Source organism: Streptomyces sp. NPDC049541, assembly GCF_044465725.1.
Classification (GTDB): Bacteria; Actinomycetota; Actinomycetes; order Streptomycetales; family Streptomycetaceae; genus Streptomyces.
On the sequence record NZ_JBITLY010000004.1, the window covers coordinates 625512 to 641792 of the forward strand.

At 71.5% G+C, this 16281-nt stretch carries 16 protein-coding genes; 9 read left to right on the forward strand and 7 right to left on the reverse strand.

The window, feature by feature from the left end; genetic code table 11:
• The first annotated feature begins 1 nt into the window (after position 1).
• Genes ACIBW9_RS18695 through ACIBW9_RS18715 form a run of 5 tightly spaced genes read left to right on the forward strand, consistent with a single transcriptional unit; the run spans position 2 to position 4230 of the window.
• Positions 2 to 1354, forward strand: coding sequence for an L-fuconate dehydratase (locus ACIBW9_RS18695; protein WP_398956260.1), 1353 nt, complete (start codon positions 2 to 4; stop codon positions 1352 to 1354).
• Positions 1351 to 2106 carry an SDR family NAD(P)-dependent oxidoreductase gene (locus tag ACIBW9_RS18700; protein WP_398956262.1) on the forward strand — a complete coding sequence of 252 codons (756 nt, stop codon included), beginning with the start codon at positions 1351 to 1353 and terminating at the stop codon, positions 2104 to 2106. The genes ACIBW9_RS18695 and ACIBW9_RS18700 overlap by 4 nt, the downstream gene beginning before the upstream one ends.
• Positions 2103 to 3089: an aldo/keto reductase gene (locus tag ACIBW9_RS18705; protein WP_398956264.1), complete on the forward strand. Its 987-nt coding sequence runs from the start codon at positions 2103 to 2105 to the stop codon at positions 3087 to 3089. The genes ACIBW9_RS18700 and ACIBW9_RS18705 overlap by 4 nt, the downstream gene beginning before the upstream one ends.
• Entirely contained in the window at positions 3086 to 3400 is a 315-nt protein-coding gene (locus tag ACIBW9_RS18710) for an L-rhamnose mutarotase (RefSeq protein ID WP_398956266.1), read from the forward strand. Before ACIBW9_RS18705 ends, ACIBW9_RS18710 begins: the two co-directional genes overlap by 4 nt.
• Positions 3397 to 4230, forward strand: a complete 834-nt coding sequence (locus ACIBW9_RS18715; RefSeq protein WP_398956268.1) for an amidohydrolase family protein — start codon at positions 3397 to 3399, stop codon at positions 4228 to 4230. Before ACIBW9_RS18710 ends, ACIBW9_RS18715 begins: the two co-directional genes overlap by 4 nt.
• Before the next feature lie 343 nt (positions 4231 to 4573).
• Here ACIBW9_RS18715 and ACIBW9_RS18720 read toward each other — a convergent pair whose 3' ends face one another.
• Entirely contained in the window at positions 4574 to 5998 is a 1425-nt protein-coding gene (locus ACIBW9_RS18720; protein ID WP_398956270.1) for a lipase maturation factor family protein, read from the reverse strand.
• Positions 5999 to 6226: 228 nt separating this feature from the next.
• On the opposite strand from ACIBW9_RS18720, the gene ACIBW9_RS18725 reads away from it, so the two are divergent.
• Together ACIBW9_RS18725 and ACIBW9_RS18730 are read left to right on the forward strand one after the other, a co-directional pair.
• A complete protein-coding gene (locus ACIBW9_RS18725; protein ID WP_398956272.1) occupies positions 6227 to 8329 on the forward strand; it encodes a SpoIIE family protein phosphatase in 2103 nt (700 codons plus the stop codon).
• A gap of 55 nt (positions 8330 to 8384) precedes the next feature.
• Positions 8385 to 9248, forward strand: coding sequence for an Fpg/Nei family DNA glycosylase (locus tag ACIBW9_RS18730; protein ID WP_398956275.1), 864 nt, complete (start codon positions 8385 to 8387; stop codon positions 9246 to 9248).
• Positions 9249 to 9257: 9 nt separating this feature from the next.
• On the opposite strand, the gene ACIBW9_RS18735 is transcribed toward ACIBW9_RS18730, so the two are convergent.
• The 4 genes from ACIBW9_RS18735 to ACIBW9_RS18750 form a co-directional block, all read right to left on the reverse strand.
• Positions 9258 to 10556 carry a protein kinase gene (locus ACIBW9_RS18735; RefSeq protein ID WP_398956277.1) on the reverse strand — a complete coding sequence of 433 codons (1299 nt, stop codon included), beginning with the start codon at positions 10554 to 10556 and terminating at the stop codon, positions 9258 to 9260.
• Positions 10557 to 10625: 69 nt separating this feature from the next.
• A complete protein-coding gene (locus ACIBW9_RS18740; protein ID WP_398956279.1) occupies positions 10626 to 11282 on the reverse strand; it encodes a zf-HC2 domain-containing protein in 657 nt (218 codons plus the stop codon).
• Between the two features lie 151 nt (positions 11283 to 11433).
• Entirely contained in the window at positions 11434 to 11949 is a 516-nt protein-coding gene (locus ACIBW9_RS18745) for a hypothetical protein (protein WP_123969135.1), read from the reverse strand.
• A 157-nt stretch (positions 11950 to 12106) separates the two neighbouring features.
• The gene (locus ACIBW9_RS18750) at positions 12107 to 12652 is read right to left on the reverse strand and encodes a sigma-70 family RNA polymerase sigma factor (protein WP_398956281.1); all 546 of its coding nucleotides are present in this window, start codon (positions 12650 to 12652) and stop codon (positions 12107 to 12109) included.
• 234 nt (positions 12653 to 12886) lie between these two features.
• On the opposite strand from ACIBW9_RS18750, the gene ACIBW9_RS18755 reads away from it, so the two are divergent.
• The gene (locus ACIBW9_RS18755; protein ID WP_398956283.1) at positions 12887 to 14038 is read left to right on the forward strand and encodes a CapA family protein; all 1152 of its coding nucleotides are present in this window, start codon (positions 12887 to 12889) and stop codon (positions 14036 to 14038) included.
• On the opposite strand, the gene ACIBW9_RS18760 is transcribed toward ACIBW9_RS18755, so the two are convergent.
• A complete protein-coding gene (locus ACIBW9_RS18760) occupies positions 14039 to 14512 on the reverse strand; it encodes a MarR family winged helix-turn-helix transcriptional regulator (RefSeq protein ID WP_398956285.1) in 474 nt (157 codons plus the stop codon).
• Between the two features lie 57 nt (positions 14513 to 14569).
• On the opposite strand from ACIBW9_RS18760, the gene ACIBW9_RS18765 reads away from it, so the two are divergent.
• Complete coding sequence (locus ACIBW9_RS18765) at positions 14570 to 15385, forward strand: alpha/beta fold hydrolase (RefSeq protein ID WP_398956288.1); 816 nt, start codon at positions 14570 to 14572, stop codon at positions 15383 to 15385.
• Here ACIBW9_RS18765 and ACIBW9_RS18770 read toward each other — a convergent pair.
• Positions 15348 to 16259 (reverse strand): hypothetical protein, encoded by a 912-nt coding sequence (locus ACIBW9_RS18770; RefSeq protein WP_398956290.1) that lies wholly within the window; start codon positions 16257 to 16259, stop codon positions 15348 to 15350. The genes ACIBW9_RS18765 and ACIBW9_RS18770 overlap by 38 nt on opposite strands.
• Positions 16260 to 16281: the final 22 nt, after the last annotated feature.

Sequence of the window (16281 nt, forward strand, 5' to 3'; positions counted from 1 at the left end):
CGTGTCCCCGACGCCCGGCCCCTCCTGCCGCATCACCGCGGTCGACACCTACGACATCCGGTTCCCGACCTCGCGCGAGCTCGACGGCTCCGACGCGATGAACCCGGACCCCGACTACTCGGCCGCGTACGTGGTGCTGCGCACCGACCGCGAGGACGAGCCGGAGGGGCACGGCTTCACCTTCACCATCGGGCGTGGCAACGATGTCCAGGTCGCCGCGATCCACGCGCTGCGCCACCACGTGGTGGGACGGTCCGTCGACGAGGTGTGTGCCGACCCGGGAGCCGTCTACCGCGACCTGATCGGCGACAGCCAGCTGCGCTGGCTGGGACCCGAGAAGGGCGTGATGCACATGGCGATCGGCGCGGTCGTCAACGCCGTGTGGGACCTGGCGGCCAAGCGCGCCGACAAGCCGCTGTGGCGGCTGCTCGCCGAGGCCGAGCCCGAGTGGCTGGTCGCCCAGATCGACTTCCGTTACCTCACGGACGCGCTCACGCCCGAGGAGGCGCTGGAGATCCTGCGCCGGGGCCGCGCGGGCTCCGAACAGCGCACGGCCCGGCTGCTGGAGCGCGGCTACCCCGGCTACACCACCTCCGCCGGCTGGCTCGGCTACAGCGACGAGAAGCTCACCCGGCTCGCCGCCCAGGCGGTCGCCGACGGATTCACCCAGATCAAGCTCAAGGTGGGGGCGGACCTCGACGACGACGTACGGCGCTGCCGGGTCGCCCGCTCGGTGATCGGCCCCGACGTCCGCATGGCCATCGACGCCAACCAGCGCTGGGGCGTCGAGGAGGCGATCCGCTGGACCCGGGCCCTGGCCGAGTTCGACCCGTACTGGATCGAGGAGCCCACCAGCCCCGACGACGTCCTCGGCCACGCCGCCATCCGCACCGCGGTGGCGCCCGTCAAGGTGGCGACCGGCGAGCACGTCCAGAACCGCATCGTCTTCAAACAGCTGCTGCAGGCCGGCGCCCTCGACGTCCTCCAGATCGACGCGGCCCGCGTCGGCGGCGTCAACGAGAACCTGGCGATCCTGCTGCTCGCGGCCAAGTTCGGGGTGCCGGTGTGCCCGCACGCGGGCGGCGTCGGCCTGTGCGAACTCGTCCAGCACCTGTCGATGTTCGACTACGTGGCGGTCTCCGGCACCACCGAGGACCGGGTCATCGAGTACGTCGACCATCTGCACGACCACTTCCTCGATCCGGTGGTGATCCACAAGGGTCACTACACGGCACCCGCAGCGCCCGGTTTCTCGGCCGCCATGCGCCCGGAGTCCATCGCGCGGTACACCTTTCCCGGCGGTACCTTCTGGGCCGCAGACCTCGACGAGAAGAAAGAAGGACGGGCGGCATGAGCGACTTCGAGGGTCTGAAGGCCCTGGTCACGGGCGGGGCTTCCGGCATCGGGCGGGCGACCGCCGAGCTCCTCGCCGCGCGCGGGGCCCAGGTCGCCGTACTCGACCTCGACCCGTCCTCGGTCGACAAGCCGCTGCTCGGCTTCCGCGCCGACGTCAGCGACGACGCGTCCGTACGCGAGGCGGTGGCCGCCGCGGTCGCCGAGCTCGGCGGCCTCGACATCGTGATCAACAATGCGGGTGTGGGCGCGCTGGGCACCGTCGAGGACAACGACGACGCCGAATGGCACCGCGTCCTCGACATCAACGTGGTCGGCATGGTCCGCGTCGCCCGCGCCGCCCTGCCCCATCTGCGCCGCTCGCAGCACGCGGCGATCGTCAACACCTGTTCCATCGGCGCCACCGCGGGCCTGCCGCAGCGCGCGCTGTACTGCGCGAGCAAGGGCGCGGTGTACTCGCTGACGCTCGCCATGGCCGCCGACCACGTCCGCGAGGGCATCCGCGTCAACTGCGTCAACCCCGGCACGGCGGACACCCCGTGGGTCGGCCGCCTGCTGGACGCGGCCGACGACCCCGTCGCCGAGCGCGCCGCGCTGGAGGCCCGCCAGCCCACCGGCCGCCTTGTCTCCGCGGCCGAAGTCGCGGGCGCCATCGCCTACCTGGCGAGCCCGCTGTCCGGCGCCACCACCGGCACCTCGCTCGCCGTGGACGGCGGCATGCAGGGCCTGCGTCTGAGGCCGGTGGGCCAGTGAACCGGCTCGGCAGCAGCGCCGTCGAGGTCAGCGCCCTGGCCTTCGGCGGTGCCGTCATCGGCAACCTCTACACCGAGGTCAGCGAGGAACAGGCCCGCGAGGCGGTGGCCGCGGCCTGGCAGCAGGGCATCCGCTACTTCGACACCGCCCCGCACTACGGCCTCGGCCTGTCCGAGCGCCGCCTCGGCGCCGCCCTGCGCGAGCACCCCCGTACCGCCTACACGATCTCCACCAAGGCCGGCCGCCGTCTGGAGCCTTCCGGCGAGGGCGGCGACGACCTCGCCAACGGCTTCGCAGTGCCCGCCACCCACCGCCGTGTGTGGGACTTCAGCGCCGACGGCGTACGCCGCAGCATCGAGGCCAGCCTGGAACGGCTCGGCCTCGACCGCGTCGACGTCGTCTACCTCCACGACCCGGACGACCACGCCGAACAGGCCTTCCACGAGGGCTACCCGGCGCTGGAGAAGCTGCGCTCGGAAGGCGTCGTGGGCGCCATCGGCGCGGGCATGAACCAGGCCGAGATGCTCACCCGATTCGTGCGCGACACCGACGTCGACGTCGTGCTGTGCGCCGGTCGGTACACGCTCCTGGAGCAGCCGGCGCTCACCGAACTCCTGCCCGCGGCGCAGGAACGCGGCACGTCGGTGGTCATCGGCGGTGCCTTCAACTCCGGTCTGCTCGCCGACCCCAAGCCGGGAGCGACGTACAACTACGCGGCCGCGCCGGCGGAGCTGCTGGACCGCGCTCTGCACCTGAAGGCGGTCGCCGACCGGCACGGCACCACGCTGCGGGCCGCCGCCCTCGCCTTCTGCGCCGCCCATCCGGCGGTCGCGAGCGTCCTCGTGGGTGCTCGCTCGGCGGCGGAGGTCCGCGACTGCGCCGAGCAGTTCGCGGCGCCCCCTCCCGCCGCCTTCTGGCAGCAGCTGCGCGCGGAAGGGCTCCTGCCGGCCGAAGCCCCCGTGCCCGCGGAGGAAGCGTCATGAGAGTCGCCCTGCACACCAAGGTCCGCGCGGACCGCATCGCCGAGTACGAGGCCGCCCACCGCGAGGTCCCGAAGGAACTGACGGACGCGATCCGGGCGGCCGGAGCCGCCTCCTGGACCATCTGGCGCAGCGGCACCGACCTCTTCCATGTACTGGAGTGCGAGGACTACGCCCGCCTCCTCGCCGAGCTGGAGAAACTCCCGGTCAACATCGCCTGGCAGGCCCGTATGGCGCAGCTGCTGGACGTCGTGCACGACTACTCCGACGCGGGCGCGGCCGCGGGCCTGCCCGTGGTCTGGGAGCTGCCATGACGGTGGACGCCCACCAGCACGTGTGGGACCTCGCCGTCCGGGACCAGGACTGGATCCCCGAAGCCAGCCCGCTCCGCCGCGACTTCACCCTCGACGACCTTGCTCCGGTGGCGCGGGCGGCCGGAGTCGACCGCACGGTCCTCGTCCAGACGATCACGGTGCCGGAGGAGACCCCGGAGTTCCTGGCCCTGGCCGCCGCGCATGACCTGATCGCGGGTGTGGTCGGCTGGACCGACCTCACCCGCCCGGACATCACCGACGAACTTGCCCGCCTGTGTGAACTCCTCGGCGGCCACTACCTCAAGGGCATCCGCCACCAGGTCCAGGGCGAACCCGACCCCGAGTGGCTGCTGCGCCCGGACGTACGCAGAGGCCTCGCGGCCCTGGCCGAAGCGGGTCTGGTCTACGACCTCGTGGTCCTCCCGCACCAACTGCCGGCCTGCACCAGGGCGGCCGCCGACCTCCCCCAACTCACCTTCGTCCTGGACCACTTGGGAAAGCCGCCCATCGCCTCCGGAGTCCTGAAACCCTGGGCGGCCGACCTGCGCGCCCTCGCCGCCCTGCCCAACACGACCGCCAAACTCTCCGGCCTGGTCACCGAGGCGGCCCCCGGCTCATGGACCGTCGACGACCTCCGCCCGTACACCGACACGGCCCTGGAGGCCTTCGGGCCCACCCGCCTGATGTTCGGCTCGGACTGGCCGGTGTGCACGGAAGGGGCCACGTACGGCGAAGTACTCTCCGCCGCAGAAGAGCTGACCGCCCAACTTGCCGAGAAGGACCGCATCGAAATCTTCGAGGGAACGGCCAACCGCGTCTACGGACTCTGACCAGGACGGGCAGAACGGTAGGTGGCGCTGCCGCCGGCATCGGCGACGACCGTGGGACAGACCCGGCACGCGGCCACGCCACGCTGCGCGAACCAGCGGCAGTCGGCGCGGATACCGCTGCACCCTTCTTCCCCGCACGGCCCGGTGAACCGGTAGCGGCTCTGAGGCCGCCCGGTGCCTGCAGACGATCGGCGAGAGCGCGGTCGACGACCACCGGATCGGGCAGGTACGCCAGGCGGCCCGATGCCGTCGTCACACCCAGCAGGGAAGTGCCCTCCGCGCACGAGGTGCCGGGACAAGCCGGCGGCCGCCGGCCCGAAAGTGGGGACGGCGTAGCCCCCGCTCAGCTCCGCTGAGCCACCCCCGCCAACCGCGTGGGCGGCAGATACTCCCGCACATACGTCCGCTCCCAGCACGCCCCCGTCTCCCGCAGCTCCCGCCAGCTCGTGTACTCGTAGCGGAAGAGACGGGCCCGGATGTAGCGGGGCGGGGCGTCCGGGGGGAACGGGGAGCGGCGCAGCAGGCGGAGGGTGTCGCGGTCGTTCTCCAGGAGGCGTTCCACGAGGGCGCCGAACCATGGGCCGGCGTACGAGGGCGAGAGCGCGGCGAACCACATCAGCCAGTCCAGGCGCAGATGGTAGGGCGCGAACTGGCGCGGCCAGCGCCGTGGATCGCCCGGCTTGCCCTTGAACTCGTACTCCCGCCAGTCCGAGTCCTCGTGCGGTACGGCATCGTCCGTGCCTTCGACGACCACCTCGTAGCGGATGCGGCTGACGCTGCCGAACGCGCCGTAGGTGTTGACCAGGTGAAGGGGGTCGAAGGAGCGGTTCATGATCTGGCGGCGGGAGATCATGTTGGTGACCGGGTGGTAGCTGAGCCCGAGGAGCAGCGCGGCGACCGCGAGGACCACGACCTCGTACCAGAGCGGGGCGCCTGGCACGGCGGACGGCGGACCGGCCGGGAGCTTGAGGGCGGAGACGGCGAGGACGACGGTGATCCAGTTCAGCCAGGCGAAGTTGCCCGACAGGACCAGCCACAACTGGGTGACGATCATCAGCGAGGCGGCGGCCGTGGCGATCGGCTGAGGGGTGAACAGCAGCACGGGGACGACGAGTTGGGTGACGTGGTTGGCGGCCACCTCGATGCGGTGCAGGGGCCGGGGGAGGTGGTGGAAGAACCAGCTCAGTGGGCCCGGCATCGGCTGGGTCTCGTGGTGGTAGTAGAGGCAGGTCAGCTTCCGCCAGCACGCGTCGCCGCGCATCTTGATCAGGCCCGCGCCGAACTCCACCCGGAACAGGATCCAGCGCAGCAGGAAGAGGACCACGATCGGCGGGGCCACCTCGTCGTTTCCGAGGAAGACCGCGAGGAAGCCGACTTCCAGCAGCAGCGACTCCCAGCCGAAGGCGTACCAGGTCTGGCCGACGTTGACGATCGAGAGGTACAGCACCCAGGGGATCAGCCACAGCAGCATCCCCGCCCAGAGCGGGAGCCGGGAGTCCACTCCGGTGATCAGTGCCGCCGAGACCGCGCAGCCCGTCCAGGCGCAGGCGGCGAAGAAGCGGTCCGAGTAGTGGAGTTGGAACAGGCTGGGGGCCTGCCTGAAGCGCACCCGGCCGACGAAGCGGGGGACCGGCAGCATGCCCCGCTCGCCCATCAGCGCACGGAACTGCAGGGCCGCCGTCAGGAACGCCACGAGGTACAGCCCGGCCAGAGCCCGCTGGAAGACCAGCCGGCTCCACCAGTACTCGGGTGCGATGAACCACTCCACGGCCGTGCGCTCCTCACTCCATTGTCGCGCCGTACCCTATGTGACTCTCCGTATGTCCATCTTCCGCTTGCGTAACCCAAGTGAGTGACGCAGACGGTAGTGACGAGTTGCCTGACGTGAGGCGGCAGGAACGGTTTCGACGACCGAGCGTCGATGGCTACGGGAGAGCCGGGAATTCGTCGCTGCTTCCCGGTCGAAGAATCGGGGGAACCCTGGCAAGGTGGGCCCATGGTTGATCGGGGCGTGAGCGCCCTGTCTCTCCCGGACGACTGGCCCGCCCACCCGGATCCGATCCTGGCGCTCAACCGCATGGGCAGCTTCGACTGGGACCTGGACACCGGTCTGTTCCACATGGACGCCCAGGCCCACGAGGTCTTCGACGTGCGCCCCGACGAATACGACGAACACCCGGAGACGCTCGCCATCCGGGTCCCCAGGGCCGAGGCCTACCGGCTCGACGGGCTGGTCGCCCAGGCACTGAAGGACGGCAGCGAGAACTACGGCGCCTACTTCCGTATCCGCTGCCGCGACGGCACGCTGCGCTGGACCCACACCCAGGGATACATACGGCGCGACGAGACGGGCCGCCCCCGCCGGATCATCGGCATCGTCCGGGACGCGACCCAGGAGCTGAGCGAGAGCCGGGACCGCAGCGAGGAGGCCGCCGAGGACGCGGCGCGGCGCGAGCAGACCAACGTCGTCCAGCTCACCACGGCCGCCCTCGCCCACGCCCGCACCGTCCAGGACGTCATCGACGTCCTCAAGGACACCCACGGTCTCACCCACCTCGGCGCCACCAGCCTGGTGATGGGCCTGGTCGAGGCCGGCCGCATCCGGCTGATAGCGGAGGGTCCCGCGGGCAGCTTCGTGCCCGGCACCGACGTCACCCGCATCGACGAGCCGTACCCGATGAGCGAGGTCGTACGGACCCTCACGCCCCGCTTCATCGAGTCCCCGCAGGAGTTCGCCGAGAGCTACCCGCTGCTGTGGCCGCACCTGACCGACCTGGACATCACGGCGGCCGCCTATCTCCCGCTGATCGTCCAGGCCCGGCCGATCGGCGCCATGGGCCTGCTCTACAGCGACCGGCGCGGCTTCTCGCCCGAGGAGCGCAACGTCCTGCTCGCCCTCGGCAGCAGCATCGCGCAGAGCATGCAGCGCGCCATGTTCTACGAGCAGGAGAAGGACCTCGCCACCGGCCTCCAGCAGGCGATGCTGCCGCGGACCATCCCCAGCGTCCGCGGCGCCGACGTCGCCGTCCGCTACCGCTCCGGTTCCACCGCGGGCTCCCTGGGCCGCGACATCGGCGGCGACTGGTACGACCTGATCCCACTGCCCGGCGGCCGGGTCGGCGCCGTCATCGGCGATGTGCAGGGCCATGACACGCACGCGGCCGCCGTCATGGGCCAGCTGCGCATCGTGCTGCGCGCCTACGCAGCCGAGGGCCACACGCCCGCCACCGTGATGGCCCGCGCCTCCGTCTTCCTCCACGAACTCGACACCGACCGCTTCGCGACCTGCCTGTACGCGGAGGCCGACCTGGCCACCGGAGTGGTCCAGGTGGTCCGGGCCGGCCATATCGACCCGCTGATCCGCGACGCCGACGGCAACTGCCGTCGCATCTCCGTGCCGGGTGGCCTGCCGCTCGGACTGTCCGCCGAGTTCGGGCGCCTCGAATACCCGGTGGGCACCCTCGAACTCGACCCCGGCCACACCCTCCTGCTGTGCACCGACGGCCTGGTCGAACAGCCCGGCGCCGACCTCGACGACGGCATGCGCACCCTCACCGCCCTCATCACCAGCGGCCCGGACGACGTACGGGATCTCGCGGACTGTCTCATCTCCGTGGCCGAGGAACGCGGCGGCGACGACGACGTGGCCCTGCTCCTGCTGCGCCGCCGCGGCCTGGAGGCCCAGCACTCCGGCGGCCGGCTCCAGCAGCACGTGGCCCCCGGCGACCCCGAGGCCCTCACCGAGGCCCGGCACATGATCCGGGCCACGGTGCGCGCCTGGGGCGCCAAGGAGCGCGCCGACGAGATCGAGCTGGTCGCCGACGAAATGATCACCAACGCGCTGATGCACACCGAAGGATCCGCGATCGTCACCCTCCGGGTCCTCGGCGGCAGCGAGCGGCGGCTGCGCGTCGAGGTCGAGGACTCCTCCAGCGCCCTGCCGCGCCGCCGCGAGGCGGGGGAGTCGGGGGTGTCCGGGCGCGGCCTGCTCCTGGTCGAGCTGCTCACCGACGTGTGGGGCGTGGAGGCGCGCGGCGGCGGCAAGTGCGTGTGGTGCGAGTTCGTGGTCCCCGAAGGCGACTGGACCGAAGGCGACTGAACCCGCCACGACCTTCCCGCCCGCCACTGTCGGTGCCGGGTGGCACTCTGGACGTATGCCGGAACTCCCCGAGGTCGAAGCACTCAAGGACTTCCTCACCGAGCACCTGGTCGGTCACGAGATGGTGCGGGTGCTGCCCGTCGCGATCAGCGTACTGAAGACGTACGACCCTCCTCTCAGCGCCGTCGAGGGCCGTGAGGTCACTGCCGTGCACCGGCACGGCAAGTTCCTCGACCTGGAGACGGACGGCGGCCCGCACTTCGTCACCCATCTGGCCCGCGCGGGCTGGCTGCACTGGAAGGACCGGCTCCCGGACGGCCCGCCCCGTCCCGGCAAGGGCCCCCTCGCACTGCGCGTGGCCCTGGAGACCGGCGAGGGCTTCGACCTCACCGAGGCGGGCACCCAGAAGCGCCTCGCCGTGTACGTCGTCCACGACCCGCAGGAGATCCCCGGCGTCGCCCGTTTGGGCCCCGACCCGCTCGCCGACGACTTCGACGAAAGCCGCCTCGCGGAACTCCTCAGACCCGAGCGCCGCCGGCTCAAGGGCGCCCTGCGCGACCAGAGCCTGATCGCCGGCGTCGGCAACGCCTACAGCGACGAGATCCTGCACGCGGCGAAGATGTCCCCCTTCAAACTGGCCGCGACCCTCACCCCCGAGGAAACCGCCCGCCTCTACGAGGCCCTGCGCAGCACGCTCACCGAGGCGGTCGAGCGCTCGCGGGGCGTGGCGGCCGGCCGTCTGAAGGCGGAGAAGAAGAGCGGCCTGCGCGTCCACGGCCGCACCGGAGAGCCCTGCCCGGTGTGCGGCGACACCATCCGCGAGGTCTCCTTCAGCGACTCCTCGCTCCAGTACTGCCCGACCTGCCAGACCGGCGGCAAACCGCTCGCGGACCGGAGGCTGTCGCGGCTGCTGAAGTAGCAGCGCGGATCAGCCGGCCGGCCCCTTGCGGCCCTTCGTCTTGTCCTTGCCGTGCTTGTCCTTCCCGCCGTGCGGCCCGTCCTTGTGGTTCTTCGGCGGAGCCGGCGCGGTGGACAGGACAGCGGACGGCGGCAGGCCGGGGGTGGTGGCGGTCTCGCGCGTGGGCGGTGAGGTGACGGCCGTCGTGTGCGAGGAAGGCGTCCGAGTCGGCGCCGGCCTCGGCGAGACGGTCGGGGCAGGGCTGTCGTCGTCGGAGTTCAGCGCGGCCCCGAGGGCCGTGGCCGCGGCGAACAGGCCGACCGCCGCGCCGCCCAGCAGGGCCTTGGACACCTGCCTTCGGCGGTTGTGGGGACGGGAATGCGCTGCGGGGGCGCCGGCCTGCGGCGGCGGTGGGGACGTGTCGTCCGAGGGGATGCGAGCCCCGTCCGGGGCCACGGGGTCCAGCGGCTCCGTCGGTTCTGCCGATGCGGCCGGGTCTGCTTCCCACTCCTGTGCGCCCAGCCACTCGGCCGCCTCCTCCGCGCTGGGCCGCCGCGCGGGATCCTTGGCCAGCAGGCGCAGCACATAGTCGGACAGCGGCAGGGGTATGGCGGCGCTCAACCGGTGGGGCGGCGGCGGGGCGGTGTCGACGTGCTGCTGCACCACGGCGAGCGAGGTCGTGCCGCTGAACGGCGGGCGGCCGGTGAGCAGCTCGTACAGCACACAGCCGAGCGAGTACACGTCGGAGGCGGGCTGCGCGGACCGCCCGAGGGCCCGCTCGGGAGCCAGGTAGTCGGCGGTGCCGAGGATCTTTCCGGTGGCGGTCGCGGTGCCGGCGTTTTCGTCGGTGAAGCGGGCGATGCCGAAATCGGTGATCTTCACGGTGCGGTCGGCGGTCAGCATGACGTTGGCGGGCTTGATGTCCCGGTGGATCACTCCCTGGCGGTGTGCGGCGGCCAGCCCCTGCGCCACCTGCGCGGCGATGGCGGCCGCTTCCCGCGCTGCCAGGCTGCCGCGCTGGGACGTCTCCCGCGCGAGGGTCCAGCCGTCCACGAGTTCCATCACCAGATGGAGCCGGCCGTGATCGGAGCCGAAGTCGTACACGCCCACCACATGCGGATGGTTCAGGCGGGCCGTGGTCTGCGCCTCCAGGCGGAACCGCTCGATGTCGGTGGTGTCCGCCGCCTTCAGCAGCTTGATCGCCACCGGACGGCCCAGGACCCGGTCGGCCGCGCGCCACACCTCGCCCATCGCGCCGCTGCCCAGCAGTTCCTCCAGCTGATAGCGGTCCGCCAGCAGCACGTGCACACCCATCCCGAATTCCGACATCGCCACTGGCTACAGCGCAGCGCCGGACGGGGGTGTCACACCGGGCGGTGAGGCATTGCTGCGGTGGCGCTACTGGGACTGGAGTGTGACGAGATGCTCCCCGTCAGCGGTGCGCAGCTCGTAGCGGGCGATCTCGCCGGTGTGCATGGAGGAGCTGCCCTGCATGGTGATCGGGCGGGCGTCGTGGCTGGGAACGGTCCAGCTGGTCAGAATCTGCTCGGAGCCGTCGCGGCCGATGGCGATCAGACGACAGGGGCGCGGGCCCGCGCCGTCCTTCACCTCGAGTTTGATCTGGCTGCCCGAGTAGGCGTCCTCGGTGGTCACCTGGGCCCATACACCCGACTTCGCGTCGGTGGCCGCGATCCGCACCGAGTCGGTGCTGCCGTCGCCGGCCATCGTCATCGCGATTCCCGGCCCGGCCACCCCGATCGCCAGGGACGCGGCCACGGCGTACAGGAAGCGCCGCCGGCCGGCCCGGTGCCGGGCGGCCACCGTGCCGAGCAGCCGGTCGAGCAGCTGCGGGCCGGGCCTGGTCATGGGGCTCACGAACCGTGGCGTCGCCCGGCGGTACAGCATCATCTGCCGGGTGATGGGCCCGAATTCGGTCACGTGAGCGGCGCAGCGCGCGCACTCCATGAGGTGGTCCTCGAAGCGGAAGGCGTCCGCCTCGTCCAGCACGCCGAGCGCGTACGCGGCGACGTCGCGATGCCTCTCCTGGGACCTCATGCCGAATCCTCGTGCCGTTGGGTGCGGGTGGGGTTACTCCTTGCTCCCACAGGTACGCACCAGACAGTCGAATCACTCAGGGCATGTGGAGAATCGCAACCTTGGGATTCGGAGCCGCCCGGCCCGCGGATTGGTCCAAATCAAAACGAGGCTAAAAAAGGTGGATGGCGAGGTGGCCGAGCGGCAGGCCCAGTTGCCACGCCTTCGTCCACACCTTCGGACCCTCGTCCTCGCCGACCACCGCCGCGCCGCCCGGCACCGCGTTCAGGTCGGGCGCGAGCAGCTCGGTCTCCTCCAGCCAGCGCCAGGCCGCCCGGGCCAGTTCCACGTCGGGAGCGGGGCCGCCGGATTCGGCCGCCTGGGCGACCAGCTTCGCCATCCGCTCGCGCACCCAGTCCTGCCACGGCTGGTCGTACGCCGTCAGCGACAGCCAGGTCTCCAGCTGGGAGACCACCCGGATCCCCGGGAGTTCGCCGTCCGTGTCCGAGAGGAAGACGGTCAGCGCCAGGGCGTCGCGCCCGGCGCGGAACTCGAAGGACGTCGGCGGCATCAGATCGCCCGTCCGCAGCAGCTCGTCGGCGATGTACTCGGCGTACAGCCAGGCCATCGGGACGACCAGCTCACCGCCGCCGGTGCCGTCCGTGCTCTCTTGACCTCTGTGCAGCATCCCTTCCTGCCTTCCTCCGGTGCGTGCGCGTCGCCCGACTCCGGGCCCCGGTCGCGGGACCCCGAGCCCCCAGTCCGGAACACGGATGAGGACAGCTGATTGCTCAACCGGGGTCCTCAGCAAGGCGCTTTACGGAGGTTTGACTCGGCCGTCGGTTTCACCGCAGGTCGGCCGCATATCCGGGAAGCACCCGGCGCAGGGCGCGCAGCGCGTAGTACGCGCGGGACTTCACCGTACCGGGAGGAATTCCAAGGGTCTGCGCGGCTTCCGCAACACTTGCCCCCTGGAAATACACGAGCACCAGGACTTCACGGTGCTCCGGAGTGAGTGTCTTCACAGCCTCGCGGACATCGAGGGCGGCGGCGGCCCGCTCGGCGTGGTCGCCGATCACCCGCGCGTTCTCCAGGACCGCGTCCCCGACCTCGGGCGGCCGCGCCTGCCGGGCCCGCCGCGCGTCGATGGCGAGCCGCCGTCCCACGGTCATCAACCAGGGCCGTACGGAGTCGAAGTCGTCGGCGCGCAGCGCCTCGGGATGCTGCCAGGCACGCACCAGGGTCTCCTGCACCAGGTCCTCGGCGCGCTGCCGGTCGCCGTCGCAGAGCCGCAGCAGCAGCGCGAAGAGGGGGCGGCCGTGCTCGCGCTGCAGCGCGGCGAGCTCGTGCTCGGCGGTCGTCGCGTTCGTGAGGGTGGTTGCGGCCGTCATGGCCGTATGGCACCGCAGGGTGCCGCCTCGGGACAGGGTCCGTACCGGGATCTGCGGCGGACGGTCGATCGCGTCGACGAACGGTACGACGAACGGTCCCGCGCTCCCCGCGAGCGGTCCGGGGGCGCCCGTTCGCGGGCACCGGACGGGTTAATCGGGGTGGCGCGGTTGTTTGGCCGCGGACTCAGGTTCGTACCTATTTATGCGTAAATCTGACAACAGTGGGGTGAGCTGATGATTGCACGGAGACGACAGGTTGCCCTGGCCCTGATGGCCGTTCTGACCGCGGGCGCGGCCTGCCAGGCCCAGCATCGGCAGGCGTCCACCCGTGCCGCAGACCCGGGGGCCCCGGCGGCCCGTACCTTCACGCTGGTGGCCTCCGGCGACATCATTCCGCACGGCTCGATCATCGACCGCGCCCGTTTCGACGGCGGCGGCGCCGGATACGACTTCCGGCCGATGTTCTCCGGCGTCAGACCCGTCGTCTCCCGCGCCGATCTGGCGCTGTGTCACATGGACACCGTCTACGGCCCGAACGGCCACTACACAGGACGCTCCCCGTTCACGTCCCCGCCCGAGATCGCGCAGGGCCTCGCTGCCACCGGCTACGACACCTGCTCCACCGCCTCCGGCCACAGCCTCGACGACGGCACCGACGGCATCCGCCGCACCCTCGACGCCCTGGACGGCGCGGGCGTACGGCACGCCGGTTCGGCCCGCACCGAGGCCGAGGCGCACACCGTCACGATCCTGCGGGCGGGCCCCGCCAAGGTCGCCCACCTCGCCTACACCCTCGACACCGACGGCAGCCCGCTGCCCCAGGGCGCGCCGTGGGCCGTCAGCCTCCTGAACGGGAACAGGATCATCGAGGACGCCCGGGCGGCCCGGCGGGCAGGCGCCGACGTGGTCGTCGTCTGCGTGCACTGGGGCACCGAATGGCAGGACGCGCCCGACCGGCAGCAGCTCACCCTGGCCCGACAGCTCACGGCCTCCCGCACCGGCGGCCGCCCCGACGTCGACCTCGTCCTCGGCACCCGCGCCCATGTCCCGCAGGCGTACGAGAAGGTCAACGGCACCTGGGTCGTCTACGGCCTGGGCGATCAGATCGCCGGCGAGATGTCCAACAGGCCGGGCGTCCAGGATCCGCGAGGCAACGAGTCCACCCTGGGCCGCTTCACCTTCACCCGGCCCGCCCGGGCGGGCGGCCGCTGGGAGGTCACCAAGGCGGAGTTCGTCCCGCTGATGTTCGACGTCGACGCCGGGCGGGCGGTGAACCTCAACCAGGCCATCGCCCAGGGCGCCGAGGTGAAGGGCGTGCGCGACGCCATCCGCACCGTGGTGCTCAGCAGGGGTGCGGCGAAGGACGGGCTGACCATGGGGCAGTAGTCAGTCGACGTCCACGTGGTCCAAGGCCTTCAGCATCTCCCTCAACACCCGCACGGTCGCCCGCAGTTCGGCATCCGTCAGATCCCCGCCGACCTGCCGGTTGAGATGGTGCTCCCGGTCCAGGACGGCGTTGATGGTCGCCCGGCCCTCGTGCGTGATCCGGATCAGGGACGATCGTTGGTGGGCGGGGTTGGGGATGGCCTCGACCCACCCCTGGGCCGCCGCGTCGTTGACCATGCGCTGCACGAACTGCCGGCTCAGGGCCAGGACCCGGCCCATCTGAGGGACCGTCATGGGCTCGCTCTGCCGCAGCAGGTCCAGTACGGCGCGTACGCCGACGGAGATCCCCTCGACCGCCTCGCCCTGCTCGACCTTGCGGACGGCGCGCCGGTACAGCGGGCCCACCAGGTCGAACACCTCGGTCAAACGGTGGCCCAGCTCGTCGGGGGTGAGGGGCTTGTCGCTCTCGTTCACCTGGCCATCATGACATCCCGGTTGTCAAATCTCCCCGAAGATGACACCTTGGTTGTCATGAATGGTGCTTCGGACGTTCGCCTCTTCCCGTCCTTGGACGGTGACCTCGCCTACCTCGACACCGGCTCCGGTGATCTCGTCGTCCTCCTCCACTCAGGATTCGTCGACCACCGCGTCTGGGAGGACCAGATACCGGCCCTCGCTGCCGGGTACCGGGTGATCGCCCCGGACGTACGCGGCCACGGATCCTCCGCCAACGCCACCAAGCCGTTCCGCTGGGCCGACGACCTCGCCGCCCTGCTCCGCCATCTCGACACGGGCCCCGCGGTCCTCGTCGGCCTGTCGATGGGCGGCGTGATCGCCACCGACACCGTGCTGGAGCACCCCGAACTCGTGCGCGCGGTGGTCACCTGCGGCGCGGCGACCGGCGACTTCCAGTACACGGACGACTGGACCCGGCAGATCCAGGCCGAGTACGCCCGCACCCTGGGCGCCGGCGACATCGAGGGCTGGCTCGAAGCGTTCGTACGGGTCGTGCCCGGCCCCTACCGCAGCGCCGACGACGTCGACCCGGGCATCGCGCGCCGGTTGCGGGAGATGGCCTTCAACTCGATCTCCAAGCACACGCCGGGCGAGAAGGACTGGCTCGTGCGCGTGAGCGACTCCTGGTCCCGCCTGCCGAAGATCGACGTCCCGGTGCTCACCGTCAACGGCACCCTGGAGCCCCCCGAGCTGCTGGACGCGGCCGAACGTCTCGCGCGCACCGTCCCCGACGGGCGTGCCCGGACCGTCGAGGACACCGCCCACTACCTGAACATGGAGAAACCGGAGGTCTTCAACAAGATCCTGCTGGAGTTCCTCCGCGCTCTCTAGGAGCGGCTCGCCGAGGGGGCGGGCTCGGGGAGGCGGACCCGGGCGGATAACTCGGGTGCAGGAAGGCAGGGAGCGGAGCCAGGCCCCTGCACAGCGAGGTCGGGAACGCCGGCGCCGCGCGCTGCACGACCCGGCAGCCTCCCTCCGTCCCCTCGACGATCGGCACCCACCCGGACTTCCCGGCCCGGTAGAACCAGCGGTCACCGAGCCGGGACGAGCAGCCGGGCGCCGAGGCGTCGTCGCAGGCCGGTCCGGTCCGCCAGGAGAAGTCCATGACCAGCCACTTGCCGTCGCACTCCTGCGTGTCCCGGTAGGAGTGCACGGGCGCGTCGACCGCCATCAACGCCTGGTCGTAGGAGGCGTCCGTACAGCCGGTCGCCGGTGGGGTGCAGCCGAGTTCCCCGCACAGCCGCAACGCGGGCGCCTTCGCGCCGTCCGCGGTGAACTGCACATCGTGGTCGACGACCACCTCCCGGCCGCCCAGGGGAACGGGCAGCCGGACCCGCGCCGTGGCCGACCGCTCCTTGGTGCAGCCGGAACGCCGGTCCCCCGACGGAGAGGAGAAGGTGAGCTGGACCCGCACGAGGTCCTTCTGCACGGGGTGGGTGAGCACCGCCTTGAAGTCCCGCACACAGGCGCGCGCACCGCTGGGCACCTGCGCGTCGAGCAGCAGCGTACGGCCGCCGTCGGCGAGGCGGGCCCCGGTGACTCCCGAGGGCTCGAAGACGGTCCACGGGATCGGGCCGGTCGCCGACGGCGCCGCTTCCCGGCCGGCCACCTGCGTCCCGCACCCGCCGAGCAGCAGTACGGCCACCACACCGAGCACGGCGGCCACGACCGCCCCGTGCCCGTCATGTCGTCCAGCTGAACCCATCAGTGCTCAATCCCTCCGTGTC

Bases quoted from the DNA above. Each gene is read 5' to 3' on its own strand.
- ACIBW9_RS18700 (WP_398956262.1), top strand. From the start codon at position 1,351: ATGAGCGACTTCGAGGGTCTGAAGGCCCTGGTCACGGGCGGGGCTTCC.
- ACIBW9_RS18710 (WP_398956266.1), top strand. From the start codon at position 3,086: ATGAGAGTCGCCCTGCACACCAAGGTCCGCGCGGACCGCATCGCCGAG.
- ACIBW9_RS18715 (WP_398956268.1), top strand. From the start codon at position 3,397: ATGACGGTGGACGCCCACCAGCACGTGTGGGACCTCGCCGTCCGGGAC.
- ACIBW9_RS18725 (WP_398956272.1), top strand. From the start codon at position 6,227: ATGGTTGATCGGGGCGTGAGCGCCCTGTCTCTCCCGGACGACTGGCCC.
- ACIBW9_RS18730 (WP_398956275.1), top strand. From the start codon at position 8,385: ATGCCGGAACTCCCCGAGGTCGAAGCACTCAAGGACTTCCTCACCGAG.
- ACIBW9_RS18735 (WP_398956277.1), bottom strand. From the start codon at position 10,556: ATGTCGGAATTCGGGATGGGTGTGCACGTGCTGCTGGCGGACCGCTAT.
- ACIBW9_RS18740 (WP_398956279.1), bottom strand. From the start codon at position 11,282: ATGAGGTCCCAGGAGAGGCATCGCGACGTCGCCGCGTACGCGCTCGGC.
- ACIBW9_RS18745 (WP_123969135.1), bottom strand. From the start codon at position 11,949: ATGCTGCACAGAGGTCAAGAGAGCACGGACGGCACCGGCGGCGGTGAG.
- ACIBW9_RS18750 (WP_398956281.1), bottom strand. From the start codon at position 12,652: ATGACGGCCGCAACCACCCTCACGAACGCGACGACCGCCGAGCACGAG.
- ACIBW9_RS18755 (WP_398956283.1), top strand. From the start codon at position 12,887: ATGATTGCACGGAGACGACAGGTTGCCCTGGCCCTGATGGCCGTTCTG.
- ACIBW9_RS18765 (WP_398956288.1), top strand. From the start codon at position 14,570: ATGAATGGTGCTTCGGACGTTCGCCTCTTCCCGTCCTTGGACGGTGAC.
- ACIBW9_RS18770 (WP_398956290.1), bottom strand. From the start codon at position 16,259: ATGGGTTCAGCTGGACGACATGACGGGCACGGGGCGGTCGTGGCCGCC.